Source organism: Lysobacter alkalisoli (genome assembly GCF_006547045.1).
Taxonomy (GTDB): Bacteria; Pseudomonadota; Gammaproteobacteria; order Xanthomonadales; family Xanthomonadaceae; genus Marilutibacter; species Marilutibacter alkalisoli.
The window spans coordinates 2,714,992-2,731,548 of record NZ_CP041242.1 but is presented as its reverse complement, the minus strand read 5'-3'; the positions used below and the strand labels follow the sequence as shown (position 1 = coordinate 2,731,548).

The following is a 16,557-nucleotide window of genomic DNA, read 5'->3' as shown; positions in this document are numbered from 1 at the left end:
GGATTATACGGGCTCAGCTCTTGCGGCCGCGGCCGAAGCGGGTGCGCAGGCCGGGCAGGTTGCCGGCAACGATGATCGCCACCGCCAGCACGATCACCATCCACGCCCACAGGGCCTGCTCGCGGTGCGCCCAGGCCATCATCACCCCATGGCAGAACCAGCCCAGACCGAACACACCGGACCAGAACACGGCATGGCGGTTGCCGCGCCAGGCGCCGATCGCGAGCAGCAGCGGCGGGAGTGGGAAGAACAGCATCGCAGCCACCAGGTGGGCATCGCCGCGGAACCAGGCGGCGTAGACCAGAGCCAGCGCCAGCAACAGGGCGAAGAGGCCGTGGCGGGGCGCGCGCGCGCTCATGACGCCAGCTTCCGCGCGACCTGCGCCAGCCGGCCGCCGAGCGCGCGGGCCAGTGTGGCTTCGTCCTCGGTCGGCTGCGGGTCGTCATTGCCGCCGGCAACATGGCTGGCGCCGTAGGGTGTGCCGCCGCCGCGGGTGCTGCTCAGCGCGGGCTCGGTGTAGGGGATGCCGACGATCACGCAGCCGTGGTGCAGCAGCGGTACGTGCATGCTGAGCAGGGTCGATTCCTGGCCGCCGTGCAGGGTCGCGGTGGAGGTGAACACTGCCGCCGGCTTGCCGACCAGGGTGCCGCTGGCCCACTGAGCGCCAAGACCATCGAACCAGTGCTTCATCGGCGCTGCCATGTTGCCGAAGCGGGTGGGGCTGCCGACCGCCAGGCCGATGCATTCCTCCAGATCCTGCGCTTCCACGTAGGGGGCGCCGTCCTCGGGCACCGGCGGCGCCGAGGTTCGGGTGACCGGAGCGACCGGTGGCACCGTGCGCAGTCGCGCCGACATGCCATCGACCTCGCCGATGCCACGGGCGATCTGGCGCGCGAGCCGGGCCACGGAGCCGCCGCGGCTGTAGTACAGGACCAGGATCTCGGGCATCGGGCTTCCTCGACGGGGTGGCGGCCAAGGATAGTGCATGAGGGTGGGGGCCCGCCGCGGCGCTGCAGTGCGTCGGGAGAATGACAGCAAGCTGCCCCTGCATCGGTTACGCTCGCGGCTCATGGCTGCCCTGGATTCCCTGAACCTGCTGCACGAACGCCTGCGCGACAAGGCACGCAACATCGCCTTCGCCCGCTTCGTCGGCCGCCGCATGCTCGAGGACAACCTGTTCCAGTCCGCCGGCGCACTGGCATACACCACCGTGTTCGCACTGGTGCCGTTGTCGATGGTGGTGTTCGGGGTGCTGTCGGCGTTCCCGGTGTTCTCGACCTGGAGCGAGCAGCTCACCGGGTACATCTTCACCAACTTCGTCCCCCACGCGGCCAGTTCGGTCGCCGACTACCTGCGCGACCTGTCGACCAATGTCGGCCATCTCACCGCTGCCGGCGTGATCGGCCTGGTGGTGTCGCTGCTGATCACCCTCAATGGGGTGGAGGCGACCTTCAACCGGATCTGGCGGGTCAAGTCGGCACGGCCGCAGCTGACCCGGTTCATGGTCTATTGGACCGTACTGACCCTCGGCGCGATCGTGGCCGCGGCCAGTTTCGCGTTGTCGGCGCGGTTGTTCGCGTTGTCGATCTTCAGCACAGGGACCGGCCACGCGCTGCAGGGACTGGCGTTGTGGCTGTCGCCGATGCTGCTCGAACTGCTCGCATTCACCGCGATCTACCGCGTCGTCCCTCATCGCACCGTGCACTGGCGGCACGCGCTGGCCGGCGCCTTCATCGCGATGGTGTTGTTCGAACTGATCAAGTGGGGCTTCAGCCTGTACCTGGGCAGTTTCAATGCCTATTCGAGGATCTATGGCGCGCTGGCCTTCCTGCCGATCTTCCTGGTCTGGATCTACCTGGCCTGGGTGTCGGTGCTGCTGGGCGCGTCGGTGGCCTCGGCGATCTCGGCCTTCCGCTACCAGCCGGTTCGCCTGCGCCTGCCGGAGGGGTACGAGGTCTACGGTCTGCTGCGCCTGCTCGGCCGTTTCGAGGATGCGCGCAGGGACGGTCGTGGCCTGCACAGTGACCAGATCCTGGCACTGGAACCGATCCTGACCGACGACCTGGTGCAGCAGATGCTCGGTCAACTGGATGCCATGGGCGTGGTGCGCAGGGCCGAGACTGGCGAGTGGCTGCTCTCGCGCGATCTCGACCGCCTGAGCCTGGCCGACCTGTATGAAGGCTGTCAGCTGCGCATTCCGGTGGCCGAGGCCCACCTGCCTTCATGCGACGATGCACTCGGCCGCGAGGTCATGGCCGCGATCGACGAATTGCGACTGCCCTTGCGTGAACTGCTGAAGCGCCGTGTGGGTTCGATCCATGGCGAGAAGGAGGACTGATCCGATGTTCGATCGCCCGTTACGAGGACCGCTCGGGACGGCCCTGCTGACAGCCCTGTTGCTGTGCGCACTGGCGGCCTGCAAGCGCGAACAGGTTGCGCCGGCCGATGTGGATGAGCCGACGGCGGCGGCGACCGTCGACGAGACCGCGGAGCGGACGGAGCCTGCCGGTGATCCGGAGCGACCCAGGCTCAGGGTCACCACGGTCGAAGGCCAGCCCTACGACCTGGCCGATCATCGCGGTCGTTGGGTAGTGGTGAATTTTTGGGCGACCTGGTGCAAGCCCTGCCTGAAGGAGATGCCGGAACTGTCCGCGCTCGACGCGATGCGCGAGCACATCGAGGTCATCGGCCTGGCCTACGAGGAGATCGAGGTCGGCGAGATGCGCAGCTTCCTCGAGAAGCACCCGGTCGTGTATCCGATCGCGATCATCGACACCTACGATCCTCCGGCGGATTTCGAGACTCCTCGGGGGCTGCCGATGACCTACCTGATCGCCCCGGACGGTCGTGTCGCCGAGCGTTTCCTTGGGCCCGTCACCGCACGCGACATCGAAGCGGCGATTGCCCGTGCCGGCGAGACCGCCGGGGTCGGGCCGCAGGGATAGACGTCATGGCAGCGGCGCGTTTCCGGGTCGAGGGCAAGGTACAGGGCGTCTGGTTCCGTGCCTCCACCCGCGAGCAGGCCGGGGCACTGGGCCTGAGCGGCCATGCACGCAATCTCGACGATGGCCGGGTCGAGGTGCTGGCGGTCGGTGAGGCCGATGCGATCGACGCCCTGGAGACGTGGCTGCGGCACGGCCCGCCGTTGGCCCGGGTGACGTCGGTCCAACGCGAGCCTGCCGATGAGCAGGGTGCAGGCCCGGGTTTCACCATCGGTTGAGCCTGGACCGTCTTCAGCGAGGCTCCAGCGCAGGCCTCCCGGCCTGAGTGCTAGGAGGTCTTCACCGCGATGCGTATCCGATCCATGCGAACAGCCGCCGCCCAAGCAGCAGGCTGAGCCCGCACAGCACCGCCACCATGCCGAAGTGGAACAGCAGCACCATCAGCATGGTCTCGCCTTCGTGGATCAGCCCGACCCCGGCCGAGGCCAGCGCGGCGGTGCTGAGCGTGGCCAGCAGCGCGGTCGTGACCGGTCGCACCGCGCCCGCATGGCGTACCAGCAGCAACATCACCAGCACCAGCGGAATGCTGACCATCGCAATCGCCCGTGCGCACTCGGCGCTGGTGGCGTGCATGACCAGGGCGGCGGGGCCCAGTTGCGCCGCTTCCTGCAGACAGCCCCAGCCGATCCCGGCCAGCCACAGTGCCAGCGCAGGCAGCGGCAGCCAGGCCCAGCGCGGTGAGCGGCCAGGCACGCTCACCTGGAAGGTCGCGTAGGCCGCGAGCACGCCGACCAGCAGGCTGGCCAGCCATTCCAGCCGCGCGAATGGAGCCTGCAGCGCGCTCGGATTCAGGCCGCTGATGGCGACGACGATGGCCAGCACCAGTCCGGCCAGCAGCAGCCACAACAGTGTCCGTCGCAGGGGCGGGGCCAGTGGGCGTACGCGGTTGCCACGCGAGGCAAGATGATCGATGAGACGGTGGGTGTCAGTCATGGCGGCTATCCGGTTGGCCCATCGCCCGTCGCAGCGATTTCAGCGCGCGGTGGTACGCGACCTTGAGCGCGCCGCGGCTCTGATGGCTGTCGGCGGCGGCCTCGGCAAGCGAAAGTTCCTTCAGCCGCAGCAGCCGCACCGCTTCACGCTGGCGCTCGGGCAGTGCGTCGACAGCCTCGCGTATGGTCTGGGCCGATTGTTCCCGCGCGGCTTCGTCGAGCGGATCGTCGATACCGATGTCGGCAGGTTCCGGCAGTGCGTCGGAAGCGTTGAATTCGTGCCGGGTACGGTACGAACGCTTGCGCAGCAGGTCGATGCAGCGACGGCTGGCGATGGTGCCCAGCCATGGCTTGAACGGCCGCCCGCGCTCATAGGTGTGGCGGATGCCGTGCACGACCAGCAGGATCTCCTGCACCGCATCCTCGGTATCCTCGCCGGGGCCGAGATGGCGCCGGGCGATCGCCCGCACGTATGGCGTGATCGATTGCAGCAACGAGTGGTACGCGACCCGGTCGCCATCCTGCGCGCGTGCCATCAGCCGCTCCCACGGCTCGGCGTCGGCATGGCTGCTGTCGCCGTCCCGCGCAGGCGGGTCGGCCGGAGGCGATTCAGGGGACATCGCGGGTGAAGATGTCCGGAAGGGAACGATGTTGCCCATGATGACGCCATTTCGGGCGGAGGGCTGGAAAAGTTACGCCGGGGCCCGCAACAGGCCATCCGGGTGTCCGCCACCCCCCCCGTGCGCGATGATGGCGGGGCATCATTCCGTGCCGTAATCCTCCAGCGGCTTCAATACACCGTACCGCTCCTTCAGCGGTTCACGCTCCAGTGGCGGGTACTCGATTTCCGACATGGGTACCTCGCGGTCGGGCAGGCGGTCGAGCAGGTCGCGGATCAGGGTCAGCCGACCGCGCTTCTGGTCGTTGAAGTCGACCAGGGCCCACGGCGCGTGTTTTGTGTGGGTGGCCTCGAGCATCGCCTCGCGTGCCTGCGTGTAGGCGTCGTAGCGCTCGCGTGCCTTGAGATCGATCGGCGACAGCTTCCAGCGCTTGAGCGGGTCGTCGAGCCGTTCACCGAAGCGTTCTTCCTGCTTCTCCTGATCGCAGCACAGCCAGTACTTGAACAGCAGAATGCCGTCATCGACCAGCATTTTCTCGAACACGGGTGCCTGCTTCAGGAACAGCCTGACCTGTTCATCGGTGGCGAAGCCCATCACCTTCTCCACCCCGGCACGGTTGTACCAGCTGCGGTCGAACAGCACGATCTCGCCTGCGGCCGGCAGGTGCGGTACGTAGCGCTGGAAGTACCACTGCGTGCTTTCGCGTTCGCTGGGTTTCGGCAAGGCGACGGTGTGGCACTGGCGCGGGTTGAGATGGTCGCTGATCGCGCCGATCACGCCCCCCTTGCCGGCGGTATCGCGGCCCTCCAGGATTACCAGCAGGCGCTTGCCGGTGTGCTGAAGCCAGCGCACGACCGAGGCCAGCTCCAGCTGCAGCGACTCGACCGCCTTCTCGTATTCCTTCTTCTTCAGCTTGCTTCTCCCGGGCTGGCCCATGCTGTCATTCCTTCAGTCGCGGACGCAGGTTGGCGAGATTGCACGGCCTGGTGCGCGCATCGAGCTGGGCGCGGATGATCTTTTCCCAGCCGGTGAGGCAAGCCGAGGTCGAGCCGGGCAGCGCGAACACGAAGGTGCCGTTGGCCAGCCCCGCGAACGCCCGCGACTGCAGGGTCGAGGTGCCGATTTCATCGAAGCTGATCGCGCGGAACAGTTCGCCGAAGCCGTCCATCTGCTTGTCCAGCAACGGCAGCAGCGCTTCCGGGGTCGAGTCGCGGCCGGTGAAGCCGGTACCGCCGGTGACCAGGATGCCGTCGACGCCATCGTCGGCGATCCACTGCGAGACCTGTGCGCGCAGTCGGTACTTGTCGTCCGGCAGCAGGGCGCGGCCGGCGAGGTGGTGGCCGGCTTCGGCCAATGCTCCGGCAAGGTAGTCGCCGGAAGTGTCGTTGTCGGGCGTGCGGCTGTCGGAAACCGTCAACACGCACAGGTTCAGAGGTTTGAAGTCGGTGGCGGCGGTCATGGTGGCGAGCCTAACCGATCCGGCGTGGCAGGGGGCTCACTGCTCCGCATCACCTTCGACCGCGATGGGCCGCACTGTCTCCAGCAGGCTGACCAGGGTCTTGCCCGGTTCTTCCCACGGCATCATGTGCGCCGAGCGCTCGAACCATATGCCGCGCTTGTACGGCGCCTTTACCCGGTCCAGCCAGTCAGCGGTCGGTTGCGACGGGGAGGTGTAGTCGTGGCGGCCCATCAACATCACCACCGGGATCGGGAACTCGGTCACGCCGGTGTAATCGACCTTCAGGAAGGCGTCGAGGATGCGGCCGAGGGTGAACATGTTGCCGCGGTTGATCGCGCAGACGTCGGCGGCCTCGTAGTCCGGCGACAGCCGGCCGGCGCGGTAGAAATAGAGGTTGGTCTCGTCGCGGAACGCACTCATGCCGCCGTAGTGCTGCGCCCATATCCGTGCGGTGACGATGCGGTCGCGGGTCAGCGGGGTGTCGCCGGGGTAGGGCGCAATCGCTTCCAGTGCCTCGATTGCCTTGGTGTTGCCGTGCTCGCGCGCCTGCTCCAGCGCGTAGTCGAAGCTGATCCGCTCATTCTCCTGCACGTTGATGACCTGGCCGATGCCGACGTAGGCATGGAACAGGTCCGGCCGCTTCAGTGCCGCGCCCATGCCGACGATGGTGCCCCAGCTGTGCCCCATCAGGATCAGCTTGCGCTGGCCGTACCGCTCGCGGATGTGCTCGGCGACCTCGATCGCGTCGTCGATGTAGCGCGGGATCTCGATCGTGTCGGCGATGCGGTCCGGCTCGATCAGGTTGAAGGTTTTTCCGGCGCCGCGCTGGTCCCAATTGACGATGGTGAAGTACTCCTCCAGTGGGCGCTGGAACTGCCACAGGCTCGGCGTGACCGGCGATGCCGGTCCGCCGTGCACGAACAGGATCACCGGGTTGTCGCGGTCCTGTCCGCGCACGTTGATGTATTGCGGGATGCCGCCGATGTCGGTTGTATAGGCCTCCTGCACCCCGTTCGGCGCGACGATGTGGTTGAGGTCCTCGATGATCTCGCGCGCTGGTGCGTACGGCGCGACATCCGGACAGTCCTGCGCACGGATGTTGGTGGTGAAAGCGAGGGTGGCAAGGATGAGGCTGAACACGGCGGTTTTCATGTGGCCATCCTACGTGTCGCGCGGCCGGCGAAACCCTGCGGAAGGTCACGGTGACCCGGGACGATGCGGGGGCAGCGCGTTGCGTGTCGGTGCCGGGCCGCAATGCCACCCGGCACGAATCGTCGCGCAGGCGTACGATCGCCCACACACGTCAACCACGGAGTGCCGCCATGCATTGGGCCAAAGCCTTCCTGCTCGTCGCCTGCCAGTCGCTGGCCTTCGGTGCCTTCGCGCAGGAACCCGCGGATGAAGTCGCGCCGCCCGGCTACGACGCCGAACTGGCCGAATCCCTCGGCGCCGACGACTACGGCATGCGCGGTTACGTGCTGGTGATCCTGAAGTCCGGCCCGACCCCGGTGCCGAAAGGCGAGGCGCGCGATGCGATGTTCAAGGGCCACTTCGCCAACATGGCACGGCTCGCCGCCGAGGGCAGGCTGGCCGTCGCCGGTCCGCTGGACGGCGTCGACGGCTGGCGCGGCCTGTTCGTCCTCGCCGTCGACGACATCGAGACCGCGAAAGAGCTGGTCGCCACCGATCCGGTCATCCAGAACGGCGAGATGATCGCCGAGTACCACAAGTACTATGGTTCGGCCGCCTTGATGCAGGTCAACGAGGTGCACGGGAAGATCGCGAGGAAAGGCATGTAGCTCCGCTTCACACCGGCTTCCCGGACGTGTGGCTCGAGAAGAAGGTGATGAGGTGTCCCGCCGGCTCGCGGACGGTGAAGACTTCGTGGTCGATGGCGGGGCGGGCTTCGATGGGCGACGGCTTCAGCCCCTCGGACGTGAACCGCGCATGGGTCGTGTGGAGGTCGTCGACCATCAGGTCGAAAGCGGCGTCGCCTGGCGCGACCGTGTCTTTCCGCATCAGGATCAGGTGGGTGCCACCGCGCAGTTCGTAAACCGACACCTCGGGCCCGTCGAAGATCGGGCGCATGCCGATGATGCGCATGAGCCGGGCCGTGGCTTCCATCCGGTCCGTCTCCATCACTACATGGGCCACGCCGACGGCGGGGCGCGATGCCGCGCACAGTGGCTTTTCGTACCGCCAGACCTCGAGCGGGAATGGCCCGTCCGGCGTCGGCAATTGGCTGGTCATTGTGCCCATCCGATGCCAGCCCTGCTTTTCGTAGAACCGGGCGGCCCGTGCGTTTCCGATCGCGCAGGCGAGCCAGGCCGTCGTCACACCACGCGCACCCAGGCGTTCCTCGGCATCGGCCAGCAGCGCCGCCGCGATGCCGGAGCCGCGCGCGTCCGCCGACACGTACAGCTGGTACAGCTCATCGCCCCGGGTGATGCAGAACCCGAGCGGTTGCCCGGGCGCACCCGCCACGCGCACCTCGTCCAGCGCCGCCTGCAAACGCTGCCGGAAGCTCTCGAGCGTCCGGTGGCGGGCCAGTTCCGCGGGCAGGATCCGTGCGTGGGCATCCTGCCAGCCGTCGTGCCAGAGCGCTGCCAGATGGTCGAGCTCGGCCTCCCGCGCGTTCCTGATTTCCATCGTATATCCCTGCATGCGTGGCGGCTGGCCGGATCGTGCCACGGACGGCATCGGAGAGCGTTAACTGCCTGCGCGGATCGGTTGAACACTATTGGCAGGCCGTGCCGATGTCAGGTGATAATCCGTCGCCATAACCCGCCACCGATTCCGCATGCCCCGTCGACGGAGAGGGCGGCATCGATACGAATGGACTCCGCATGACGAAACGATGGTCGGACCTGTTTTCCCACGTGACCGGCGTCGTCCGTTACCACGACCTGGCCTATATCGCCTCCGTATCCGACGAAATGCAGGCGCGGCGCCAGTCGCACACCTACGTCACCGAGTGGGATGCCGGTACCTGGCGGGTCGATGATGACGATGAGGATATCCAGCCATGGGCCGTCGTCGCCGCCACCCTGGTCCATGAGCCGCTCGAGCAAGCGCTGTTCGTCGGTGCCGGTGGTCAGGTCATCTGCATCGGTTCGGGCGACACCCACGAAGAGCAGTTACCCAATGGTGCGAAGGCGATCGGCGGCCGCGGCCCGATCCGCGGTGTCTGCGCGGTCGACGGCGTCGCCTATGCCTGTGGTGCCGACCGTCAGGTCTACCGCCGCCACGATGTCGACGACTGGCGGGCGATGGACACTGGCGCCAGGCCGGCGGTGGGCGATACGCATGTCGTCGGCTTCGAGGCCATCGCCGGTTTCGACCGCAAGGATCTCCATGCGGTCGGCCTGGACGGCGAGATCTGGCACTACGGCGGCAAACGCTGGGTCCAGGCCGACAGCCCCACCGACAAGGTGCTGACCGCGTTGTGTTGCGCGGGCGATGGCCATGTCTATGCCTGCGGGCAGGCCGGAACCCTGTTGCGCGGCCGGGGGACGCAGTGGGAGGCCATCGCGCATGACGGATCCGACGACGATTTCTGGAGCCTGGCCTGGTTCCAGGACGTCCTGTACGTCGCCAGCGCCGATGGCCTCCATACCCTGCGGCAGGGTCGGCTGCAGCCGGTCGACTTTGGCAAGGATCGCCCGGGGCGTTGTTTCCACCTCAGTGCCGCCGACGGCGTGCTGTGGAGCATCGCCGCCAAGGACGTGTTCGCCTGTGACGGCCGTCGCTGGCGGCGCATCGACTAGCCGTCAGGCCTGCCAGGGCGCAGCTTGCGTGTATCGAATATTTGACCTGAATCGATTGGAGAGCGTTGCCGATGGAAGGATTTCTCGAGGGCCACAGCATCATTGGCGGCGTGGTCCGCTACCACGATCTGGCCTACCTGCTGGCGACTGACGACGCGCTGATCGAGGAGGGGGTCGCGCATACCCGCGTGATCACGATCGACCAAGGCGACTGGGGCGGAGACGACCTCGACTGGCTGGCCGGCTCGGCGGCGGTCTGCCAGTTGCCGGAGGAGAAGTTCGTGCTGATGGAACGCAAGGGAAGCGGCAGCTGGATGTGCGGCGGCGGAGAGGTTTCGGAGGAGATGTTCGACCCGGCGTTGCCGCCGCCGTCGACGCGCGGTTACATCCGTGAGCTGAGGGCGATCGCCGACGACGCATCGGGCGGCATGCTGTACGCCGCCGGCACCTGTCGCCAGCTGTACCGCCGCGATGCTCCCTGCCGCTGGACGCGCCTGGACATCTGGGGCGACGACGATTCCGACGAGCTGCTCGAACGCAGCTTCGAGTCGGTCGACGGTTATTCGACCTGCGAGATCTACACCGTCGGCTGGGAAGGCGAGATCTGGACGTTCGACGGCACGCAGTGGCAACAGGCCGACAGCCCGACCGGGCTGGCGCTGTACAAGGTCGTGTGCGCGCCGGACGGAACCGTCTACGCCGCCGGCAGCGAGGGCGTCCTGGTCGCCGGGCGCGGAAACCAGTGGCGCCTGATCGACCATGGCGCGACCGAAGAGGATATCTGGGGGCTGGCCTGGTTCGACGGCAGCCTGTACCTGTCGACCATGGAGATGCTGTACCGGCTGGTCGACGGACGGCTGGTCCCGGTCGACTTCGGCGATTGCGACATCCCTTCGACCTGTCATCACCTCAGTGCCGCCGACGGCGTGCTGTGGTCGATAGGTGCCCAGGACGTGGTGCAGTTCGATGGCACCGAATGGACCCGCATCTACTGACGATCAGGCAGGCGGCCAGTTGCGGCTCGTCGGGCGCGAGCGCTGGCGCAGGACGGGGCGCGGGTCGCTCATGCTGTGGCGGTCGTCGCCAGCGGCAGGTGGTAGCGCAAGGTGCCGTCGTACTGCTGCCAGCCCTGGTCCTCGTAAAGCGTCTGTGCGGCGAGGTTGTCCGGCGTGGTTTCCAGCTCCAGCCGGATCGCACCGTCGGCACGGGCGAAATCCGCCGCGGCCCGCAACAGGGCACGGGCCACGCCATGCTGGCGCGCGGCGCTGTCGACGAACAGGTCGTTGAGCACCCACACCCGGGCCGCGCGTACCGAGGAGAACATCGGATAGAGCTGGGTGAAGCCGGCAGGTGCTCCATCGAGGCCGGCGAGGAACACCACCGACTCGCCGCGTTGCAGCCGCGCCTGCAGGAATCCGCGCGCCAGCGCCAGGTCCGGCGCCTGGCTGTAGAAGCAGCGGTAGGCGGCGAACAGTGGGGCCAGGGCATCCAGATCGTTGAGCGTGGCGCGGCGGATCGTGAGCGTCATATGCGGTGCGTGCTAAGTGCGGCGAGGCTCGATTCTGGCACTGTGGCGCCGATGTGGCCACGCCGTGCTTGCCGGCAGCCGCATCCCGGTTTTCGCCGGGACGACGGCGGAACACGCATGCTCACTCTCCCGCAGTCAGGCGGGCCAGCTCGTCGGCCTGGTGCTCGGCCTGCAGGCGCTCGACCAGCGCATCGAGGTCGCCTTCGACGATGTTGGGCAGGTCGTACAGGGTGAGGCCTTCGACGCGGTGGTCGGTGATCCGGCCCTGCGGGAAGTTGTAGGTGCGGATGCGCTGGCTGCGGTCGCCGCTGCCGACCTGCAGCTTGCGGGTCTCGGCCTGGGCGGCGGCGGCCTGCGCGGCTTGCGCCTCGGCCAGCATCGCCTGCAGGCGCTTCATCGCCTTGTCGCGGTTGGCATGCTGGCTGCGCTCGGTCTGGCTCTCGACCACGATGCCGCTGGGCAGATGGGTGATGCGGATCGCCGAGTCGGTCTTGTTGACGTGCTGGCCGCCCGCACCACTGGAGCGGAACGTGTCGACCCTGAGGTCGGCCGGGCTGATCACGATCGGCTCACCCTCGGGCTCGACCGGGATGATCGCCACGGTCGCAGCCGAAGTATGGATGCGGCCCTGCGACTCGGTTTCCGGCACGCGCTGCACACGATGGGTGCCGGATTCGAACTTCAGTTTCGAATACGCACCCTGGCCCTCGATGCGTGCGATGACCTCCTTGAAGCCACCGTGCTCCCCGGGGTTGGCCGATTCGACCTCGATCCGCCAGCCCTGCCGCTCGGCGTAGCGCGAGTACATGCGGAACAGGTCGCCGGCGAAGATCGCCGCCTCGTCGCCGCCGGTGCCGGCACGGACTTCGAGATAGAGGTCGCCGTCGTCGCGCGGGTCCTTCGGCACCAGGTGGGCGAGCAGTTCGCGGTCGAGTCGCTCCAGTCGCGCGGTCGCGGCCGCGATCTCCTCCTCGGCGAGGTCGCGCAGTTCGGCATCGCCACGCATCGCCTCGGCGGTGACGAGGTCGGCCCTGGCCTGCGTCTCGTCGGCGAGCGCGGTGGCGACCGGCTCGAGCTGGGCGAACTCGCGCGAGAGGTTGCGGAAGCGTTTCGCGTCGCCGATCACGTCGGGGTCGGAGAGCAGGCGCTCGAGCTCCTCGCGGCGTTCGACCAGGGCTTCGAGTTTGTAGCGCAGGGAAGGGAGCATGAGAGCAAGTAGAGAGTGGAGAGGAGTGAGGAAAGAGTGGAAGCGAAGACCGTGCTACTTCTCTCGTTTCTCACTCCTCTCCACTCTCCACTCGTCTTGCGGGAACAGCTTGTCGACCGCGCGGCCCAGTTCGGCATCGCCGCTGAGCGCGGCCTCGCGCAGCGCGACCGTCGGCGCGTGCAGCAACTTGTTGGTCAGGCCGTGGGCGAGGCGGTCGAGCACCTCCGCCGGGTCGTCGCCGCTGGCGAGCTGCTGACGGGCGCGGGCCAAGGCGTCTTCTTTCACCGCCTCGCCATGCGCTCGCAGGCGCTTGAGCGGTTCGGTGCGGGTGCTGGCGGTGATCGTCTCGACGAAACGCGCGACCTGCAGGTCGATGATCGCCTCGGCTTCGTCGGCGGCCTCGCGCCGGCTGCGGCGGTTGTCCTCGATGGTGCGCTCCAGGTCGTCGACCGTGTAGAGGTAGATGTCCTGCAGTTCGGCGACATCGGCGGCGATGTCGCGTGGCACCGCCAGGTCGAGCAGCAGCATCGGCCGATGCTTGCGGTGGGCCAGTGCGGCGATGGCCTGTGGTTTGTACAGGATCGGCTGCTGTGCCGCGGTGGCCGAGAACACGATGTCGGCCTCATGCAGGTGCTTGTCGAGTTCGGCCAGTGGCAGGGCGACGCCACCGTGGCGGCTGGCCAGGTCCTGCGCATGGGCGAGAGTGCGATTGGCGACCAGCAGACGACGGGCCCTGGCCTGGGTCAGGTGGCGCGCGGCCAGTTCGATCGTCTCGCCGGCACCGATCAGCAGCACCGTGGAATCTTCCAGCCGGGCGAAGGATTCCTGCGCCAGTCGAACCGCGGCCGAGGCCACCGAAACCGGGTTGGCGCCGATGCGGGTGTGGGTGCGGGCGCGCTTGGCGGTCGAGAATGTCTGCTGGAACAGCCGATCGAGCTGGTTGCCGAGGCTGCCGGCCGTGCGTGCGATGGACCAGGCCTCCTTCACCTGGCCGAGGATCTGCGGCTCGCCGAGGACCAGCGAATCGAGCCCGGTCGCGACCCGGAACAGGTGGCGCACGGCTTCGGCATCGGTGTGGCGGTACAGATAGCCATGCAGATCGGTGCCGTCGTCGGAATGAGTGGCCAGCCAGTCGGCCAGTATGTTGCCGTCTCCCTCGATGACCGCATACAGCTCGGTGCGATTGCAGGTCGAGAGGAGGGCCGCCTCGTGTACGCCCGGCAGTCTGCGCAGGGTGGTGAGCGCCTTCGGCACCGCATCACCGGCAAACGCCACCCGTTCGCGCAGCGACACGGGCGCGGTCTGGTGATTGATGCCGAGGACGTACAAACTCACGTGAGGTCTCACAGAGGGGGGCGAGCGGCACGATGGCGCCGTGCCGGCTTTCCCGTTCAGGTGCTTGCGATAAGCTGGCTGCCGGCCGACATTCTACCGGCCTCGCAGCGGCGAAGCGTCCTGCAGCCGATATCGGCCGTCACAGGGCGTTGAGCTTGCAGCCATGTCGCCTCTCACGTCGCAATCCATGGGACTCGCCACTTGACCCACCCGATCCGTTCCAGTCTGCTCATTCTTGCCCTGTCGGGGGTGTTCGTGCCTGCCGTGGCCGCGCCGCCCGAACCTTTGGTTGAGCGTGTCGCCCTGACTCCACCCGGCCGTAGCGACGACCCGGTGGTACAGGCGCTCGAGCCGCTGATGGCTGCCGAATTCGCTATCCAGAGCGGACGCCTGGAGGAGGCGGCCGGCTGGTACCTGCAGGCCGCCCGCGATACCCGCGATCCTGCGCTGGCCGAGCGCGCCACCCGCGTCGCGCTGTTGGCCAAGGACGACGAAAGTACCGCCGCGGCGCTGGACCTGTGGCGCCGGCTGGGAGGTGAGGGGAGCGGCGTGCTCTCCGCCCAGGCCGCGCTGTCGCTGCGCAAGGGCAACGAGCGTGCCGCCCGCCGCGAGCTGTCCGAGCTGCTGGCCCAGCCCGGCTCAGACGGCTGGCGTCAGGCCTTCGGCGTGCTCGCCACCGGCAGCCACGACCCGCGCCTGAGTGCGCGCGTGCTCGACTACCTGGTCCGCCGCAATCGCCTTCCGCAGGTGCTCGATGCCTGGATGGCTTTCGGCGGGCTGGCATTGCGGTTGGATTCGCCGGAACTGGTCGAGAACATCGTGGTCAGGCTGATCGATCGCTTCCCGGGCGAACCGCGGGTGGCGCTGCTGCGCGCCGGCCAACTGCGCGAGGCGGGCAAGGATGAAGAGGCCCGCATGATGCTTGATGGCATCGACCCCACCGCCCAGGGGCCATTGCTGCGGCAGAGTCTGGCCAATGAGTACGAACGCCTCGGTGACCTGTTACGGGCCGAACAGACCCTGGCGCAGGGCCCGCAGGATGAGCAGACCTATGCCATCCGCGCCTCGTTGCTGGCCCGGGCCGAAGACAAACAGGCGCTGGCCGGGCTTTACGATGAACTGAGTGAGGGTGCGGCCCGCCCCGATCCGCGCCGGCGCCTGCTGCTCGGCCAGATCGCCGAGTTCCTCGAACGCCACGACGAAGCTCTGGACTGGTATGCCGGCGTGCCCGGCGGGCCGCAACGCTGGCAGGCCCGTCTGCGCAGCGCCAACGTGCTGCATGAGCTGGAGCGTGGCGACGAAGCCTACGCGACCCTGCGCGACATGCAGGCCGATGCCGCGGTTCCCGACGATGCCCGCCGCGATGCCTACCTGTTCGAGGCCGTATTGCGCCAGCGCGACAAGGACGATGCCGGCGAGCTCGATACTTTCGCTCGCGGTCTTGCGGCATTCCCGGACGACCCGGAAATCCTCTACGCCCGCGCCCTGGCCTGGGAGCGCCGCGACGACATTCCCCGTGCCGAGGCCGACTTCCGCAAGATCCTGGTGATAGACCCCGAAAGCACCGCCGCACTCAATGCGCTCGGTTACACCCTGGCCGACCGCACCGACCGCTACCAGGAGGCGCTGGAGCTGATCAACCGCGCCCGCGCCGCCGAGCCGGACAACGCCGCCATCATCGACAGCTATGGCTGGGTGCTGTACCGGCTGGGCCGCAACAAGGAGGCAGTGATCGAGTTGCGCCGCGCACTGTCGATGATGGAGGACGCCGAGATCGCCGCCCATCTGGCCGAGGTGCTGTGGGTGATGGGCGAGCGTGATGAAGCGCGGCGGATCTTCGACAAGGCACGCACGATCGATCCTGAGAACCGCTCGCTGCGGCGCGCGCTGGAGGCCGTCGGGTTGCCGGCGGACGTGCCGGAGACCGGCGAGCCCGACGATGAGGCGCTGCCATGAGCCTGCGTTTTCTGGCGGTCGCGGCCTGCGCCGTGTTGCTGGTGGCGTGTACCTCCCGGCCGGTGCGCTCGCCGTTGCCGCCGGAGTTGCTGGCCGCCGCCGAAGCTCGCCAGCTGGCGCGCGAACAGGCGCTGCGCGCGCAGCCGGACTGGGGCCTGCAGGGCCGGATCGCGATGTCGGTCGACCGTAATGGCGGCAGTGGCCGGGTCGACTGGCGTCAGGACGGCCATGCTTTCACCGTCGAGCTCAGCGCCCCGGTCACCCGTCAGGGTTGGCGCCTGAGCGGCGGTCCGGGCTGGGCACAGCTGGATGGACTGGACGATGGTCCGCGTTCGGGCGCGGACGCCAGCGAACTGTTGTACGACGCGACCGGCTGGCTGATCCCGGTCGAGGCGCTCGGCGACTGGGTGCGCGGACTGCGCGCGCAGGCAGCTGGACCGGCCGAAGTCGAATACGGCGCCGATGGTCGCCTGCAGCGGCTCAGCCAGGGGGGCTGGCAGATCGACTATAGCTGGCCGCCAGTGGAGGCGGGTGGCGGGATGGAGGCCGATCGCGGGGCATCCGTGTTGCCGCGGCGGATCGACGCTCGTCGCGAGGCCGTATCCGGGCCGCAGGCACGGGTCAGGCTGGTGGTCGACCACTGGAACTTGTCGATGGAAGCATCCGCCGGAGCGGCGAGCCGGTGACCGCAGTCGCATCCTGCTTGACCGGAGGTTCAGTTTCACCGTCCTGGCCGGCCTCCGGCTGGGGC

The 16,557-nt window shown here is 68.0% G+C and carries 19 protein-coding genes; 8 read left to right on the top strand and 11 right to left on the bottom strand.

Annotation, left to right across the window (positions count from 1 at the left end; genetic code table 11):
• Positions 1 to 13: 13 nt before the first annotated feature.
• Together FKV23_RS12035 and wrbA are read right to left on the bottom strand one after the other, a co-directional pair.
• Positions 14 to 358, bottom strand: a complete 345-nt coding sequence (locus FKV23_RS12035; RefSeq protein WP_141624060.1) for a DUF2069 domain-containing protein — start codon at positions 356 to 358, stop codon at positions 14 to 16.
• Positions 355 to 948, bottom strand: a complete 594-nt coding sequence (gene wrbA / locus FKV23_RS12030) for an NAD(P)H:quinone oxidoreductase (RefSeq protein WP_141624059.1) — start codon at positions 946 to 948, stop codon at positions 355 to 357. The genes FKV23_RS12035 and wrbA overlap by 4 nt, the downstream gene beginning before the upstream one ends.
• A 121-nt stretch (positions 949 to 1,069) precedes the next feature.
• Between wrbA and FKV23_RS12025 the strand changes: the two genes are divergently transcribed.
• From FKV23_RS12025 to FKV23_RS12015, 3 genes are read left to right on the top strand one after another with little or no spacing between them, the layout of a single operon-like run.
• The gene (locus FKV23_RS12025) at positions 1,070 to 2,338 is read left to right on the top strand and encodes a YihY family inner membrane protein (protein WP_141624058.1); all 1,269 of its coding nucleotides are present in this window, start codon (positions 1,070 to 1,072) and stop codon (positions 2,336 to 2,338) included.
• Positions 2,339 to 2,342: 4 nt separating this feature from the next.
• On the top strand, positions 2,343 to 2,945 hold the full coding sequence (locus tag FKV23_RS12020) for a TlpA family protein disulfide reductase (protein WP_141624057.1): 603 nt from the start codon (positions 2,343 to 2,345) through the stop codon (positions 2,943 to 2,945).
• A gap of 5 nt (positions 2,946 to 2,950) precedes the next feature.
• Positions 2,951 to 3,220: an acylphosphatase gene (locus FKV23_RS12015; protein ID WP_141624056.1), complete on the top strand. Its 270-nt coding sequence runs from the start codon at positions 2,951 to 2,953 to the stop codon at positions 3,218 to 3,220.
• Between the two features lie 61 nt (positions 3,221 to 3,281).
• Here FKV23_RS12015 and FKV23_RS12010 read toward each other — a convergent pair whose 3' ends face one another.
• From FKV23_RS12010 to FKV23_RS11990, 5 genes are all read right to left on the bottom strand, one after another.
• On the bottom strand, positions 3,282 to 3,935 hold the full coding sequence (locus FKV23_RS12010) for an NrsF family protein (protein ID WP_141624055.1): 654 nt from the start codon (positions 3,933 to 3,935) through the stop codon (positions 3,282 to 3,284).
• Complete coding sequence (locus FKV23_RS12005; RefSeq protein WP_244243993.1) at positions 3,928 to 4,554, bottom strand: sigma-70 family RNA polymerase sigma factor; 627 nt, start codon at positions 4,552 to 4,554, stop codon at positions 3,928 to 3,930. Before FKV23_RS12005 ends, FKV23_RS12010 begins: the two co-directional genes overlap by 8 nt.
• A gap of 141 nt (positions 4,555 to 4,695) precedes the next feature.
• Positions 4,696 to 5,490: a polyphosphate kinase 2 gene (gene ppk2, locus FKV23_RS12000; protein ID WP_141624054.1), complete on the bottom strand. Its 795-nt coding sequence runs from the start codon at positions 5,488 to 5,490 to the stop codon at positions 4,696 to 4,698.
• Positions 5,491 to 5,494: 4 nt separating this feature from the next.
• Positions 5,495 to 6,013: a molybdenum cofactor biosynthesis protein B gene (gene moaB, locus FKV23_RS11995; RefSeq protein ID WP_141624053.1), complete on the bottom strand. Its 519-nt coding sequence runs from the start codon at positions 6,011 to 6,013 to the stop codon at positions 5,495 to 5,497.
• Positions 6,014 to 6,049: 36 nt separating this feature from the next.
• The gene (locus FKV23_RS11990) at positions 6,050 to 7,165 is read right to left on the bottom strand and encodes an alpha/beta fold hydrolase (protein WP_141624052.1); all 1,116 of its coding nucleotides are present in this window, start codon (positions 7,163 to 7,165) and stop codon (positions 6,050 to 6,052) included.
• A gap of 170 nt (positions 7,166 to 7,335) precedes the next feature.
• On the opposite strand from FKV23_RS11990, the gene FKV23_RS11985 reads away from it, so the two are divergent.
• The gene (locus FKV23_RS11985) at positions 7,336 to 7,812 is read left to right on the top strand and encodes a YciI family protein (protein WP_141624051.1); all 477 of its coding nucleotides are present in this window, start codon (positions 7,336 to 7,338) and stop codon (positions 7,810 to 7,812) included.
• A gap of 7 nt (positions 7,813 to 7,819) precedes the next feature.
• Here the strand turns inward: FKV23_RS11985 and FKV23_RS11980 are convergent, their stop codons facing one another.
• Positions 7,820 to 8,662 (bottom strand): GNAT family N-acetyltransferase, encoded by an 843-nt coding sequence (locus tag FKV23_RS11980; protein WP_141624050.1) that lies wholly within the window; start codon positions 8,660 to 8,662, stop codon positions 7,820 to 7,822.
• A 197-nt stretch (positions 8,663 to 8,859) separates the two neighbouring features.
• On the opposite strand from FKV23_RS11980, the gene FKV23_RS11975 reads away from it, so the two are divergent.
• Entirely contained in the window at positions 8,860 to 9,780 is a 921-nt protein-coding gene (locus FKV23_RS11975; RefSeq protein WP_141624049.1) for a hypothetical protein, read from the top strand.
• A gap of 71 nt (positions 9,781 to 9,851) precedes the next feature.
• Positions 9,852 to 10,775 carry a beta propeller repeat protein gene (locus tag FKV23_RS11970; RefSeq protein ID WP_141624048.1) on the top strand — a complete coding sequence of 308 codons (924 nt, stop codon included), beginning with the start codon at positions 9,852 to 9,854 and terminating at the stop codon, positions 10,773 to 10,775.
• A 68-nt stretch (positions 10,776 to 10,843) separates the two neighbouring features.
• On the opposite strand, the gene FKV23_RS11965 is transcribed toward FKV23_RS11970, so the two are convergent.
• The 3 genes from FKV23_RS11965 to hemA all read right to left on the bottom strand — a co-directional run bounded on the left by FKV23_RS11965 (position 10,844) and on the right by hemA (position 13,850).
• Entirely contained in the window at positions 10,844 to 11,308 is a 465-nt protein-coding gene (locus FKV23_RS11965; RefSeq protein ID WP_141624047.1) for a GNAT family N-acetyltransferase, read from the bottom strand.
• A 121-nt stretch (positions 11,309 to 11,429) separates the two neighbouring features.
• Entirely contained in the window at positions 11,430 to 12,515 is a 1,086-nt protein-coding gene (gene prfA, locus FKV23_RS11960) for a peptide chain release factor 1 (protein ID WP_141624046.1), read from the bottom strand.
• A gap of 54 nt (positions 12,516 to 12,569) precedes the next feature.
• A complete protein-coding gene (hemA, locus tag FKV23_RS11955) occupies positions 12,570 to 13,850 on the bottom strand; it encodes a glutamyl-tRNA reductase (RefSeq protein WP_141624045.1) in 1,281 nt (426 codons plus the stop codon).
• Positions 13,851 to 14,051: 201 nt separating this feature from the next.
• Between hemA and FKV23_RS11950 the strand changes: the two genes are divergently transcribed.
• Complete coding sequence (locus FKV23_RS11950; protein WP_141624044.1) at positions 14,052 to 15,806, top strand: tetratricopeptide repeat protein; 1,755 nt, start codon at positions 14,052 to 14,054, stop codon at positions 15,804 to 15,806.
• On the top strand, positions 15,803 to 16,492 hold the full coding sequence (lolB, locus tag FKV23_RS11945; RefSeq protein ID WP_141624043.1) for a lipoprotein insertase outer membrane protein LolB: 690 nt from the start codon (positions 15,803 to 15,805) through the stop codon (positions 16,490 to 16,492). Before FKV23_RS11950 ends, lolB begins: the two co-directional genes overlap by 4 nt.
• Positions 16,493 to 16,557 lie beyond the last annotated feature (65 nt).

What these genes read in the sequence shown, in the direction of transcription:
- FKV23_RS12035 (WP_141624060.1), bottom strand. Translation starts at nt 358, where the DNA reads ATGAGCGCGCGCGCGCCCCGCCACGGCCTCTTCGCCCTGTTGCTGGCG.
- wrbA (WP_141624059.1), bottom strand. Translation starts at nt 948, where the DNA reads ATGCCCGAGATCCTGGTCCTGTACTACAGCCGCGGCGGCTCCGTGGCC.
- FKV23_RS12025 (WP_141624058.1), top strand. Translation starts at nt 1,070, where the DNA reads ATGGCTGCCCTGGATTCCCTGAACCTGCTGCACGAACGCCTGCGCGAC.
- FKV23_RS12020 (WP_141624057.1), top strand. Translation starts at nt 2,343, where the DNA reads ATGTTCGATCGCCCGTTACGAGGACCGCTCGGGACGGCCCTGCTGACA.
- FKV23_RS12015 (WP_141624056.1), top strand. Translation starts at nt 2,951, where the DNA reads ATGGCAGCGGCGCGTTTCCGGGTCGAGGGCAAGGTACAGGGCGTCTGG.
- FKV23_RS12010 (WP_141624055.1), bottom strand. Translation starts at nt 3,935, where the DNA reads ATGACTGACACCCACCGTCTCATCGATCATCTTGCCTCGCGTGGCAAC.
- FKV23_RS12005 (WP_244243993.1), bottom strand. Translation starts at nt 4,554, where the DNA reads ATGTCCCCTGAATCGCCTCCGGCCGACCCGCCTGCGCGGGACGGCGAC.
- ppk2 (WP_141624054.1), bottom strand. Translation starts at nt 5,490, where the DNA reads ATGGGCCAGCCCGGGAGAAGCAAGCTGAAGAAGAAGGAATACGAGAAG.
- moaB (WP_141624053.1), bottom strand. Translation starts at nt 6,013, where the DNA reads ATGACCGCCGCCACCGACTTCAAACCTCTGAACCTGTGCGTGTTGACG.
- FKV23_RS11990 (WP_141624052.1), bottom strand. Translation starts at nt 7,165, where the DNA reads ATGAAAACCGCCGTGTTCAGCCTCATCCTTGCCACCCTCGCTTTCACC.
- FKV23_RS11985 (WP_141624051.1), top strand. Translation starts at nt 7,336, where the DNA reads ATGCATTGGGCCAAAGCCTTCCTGCTCGTCGCCTGCCAGTCGCTGGCC.
- FKV23_RS11980 (WP_141624050.1), bottom strand. Translation starts at nt 8,662, where the DNA reads ATGGAAATCAGGAACGCGCGGGAGGCCGAGCTCGACCATCTGGCAGCG.
- FKV23_RS11975 (WP_141624049.1), top strand. Translation starts at nt 8,860, where the DNA reads ATGACGAAACGATGGTCGGACCTGTTTTCCCACGTGACCGGCGTCGTC.
- FKV23_RS11970 (WP_141624048.1), top strand. Translation starts at nt 9,852, where the DNA reads ATGGAAGGATTTCTCGAGGGCCACAGCATCATTGGCGGCGTGGTCCGC.
- FKV23_RS11965 (WP_141624047.1), bottom strand. Translation starts at nt 11,308, where the DNA reads ATGACGCTCACGATCCGCCGCGCCACGCTCAACGATCTGGATGCCCTG.
- prfA (WP_141624046.1), bottom strand. Translation starts at nt 12,515, where the DNA reads ATGCTCCCTTCCCTGCGCTACAAACTCGAAGCCCTGGTCGAACGCCGC.
- lolB (WP_141624043.1), top strand. Translation starts at nt 15,803, where the DNA reads ATGAGCCTGCGTTTTCTGGCGGTCGCGGCCTGCGCCGTGTTGCTGGTG.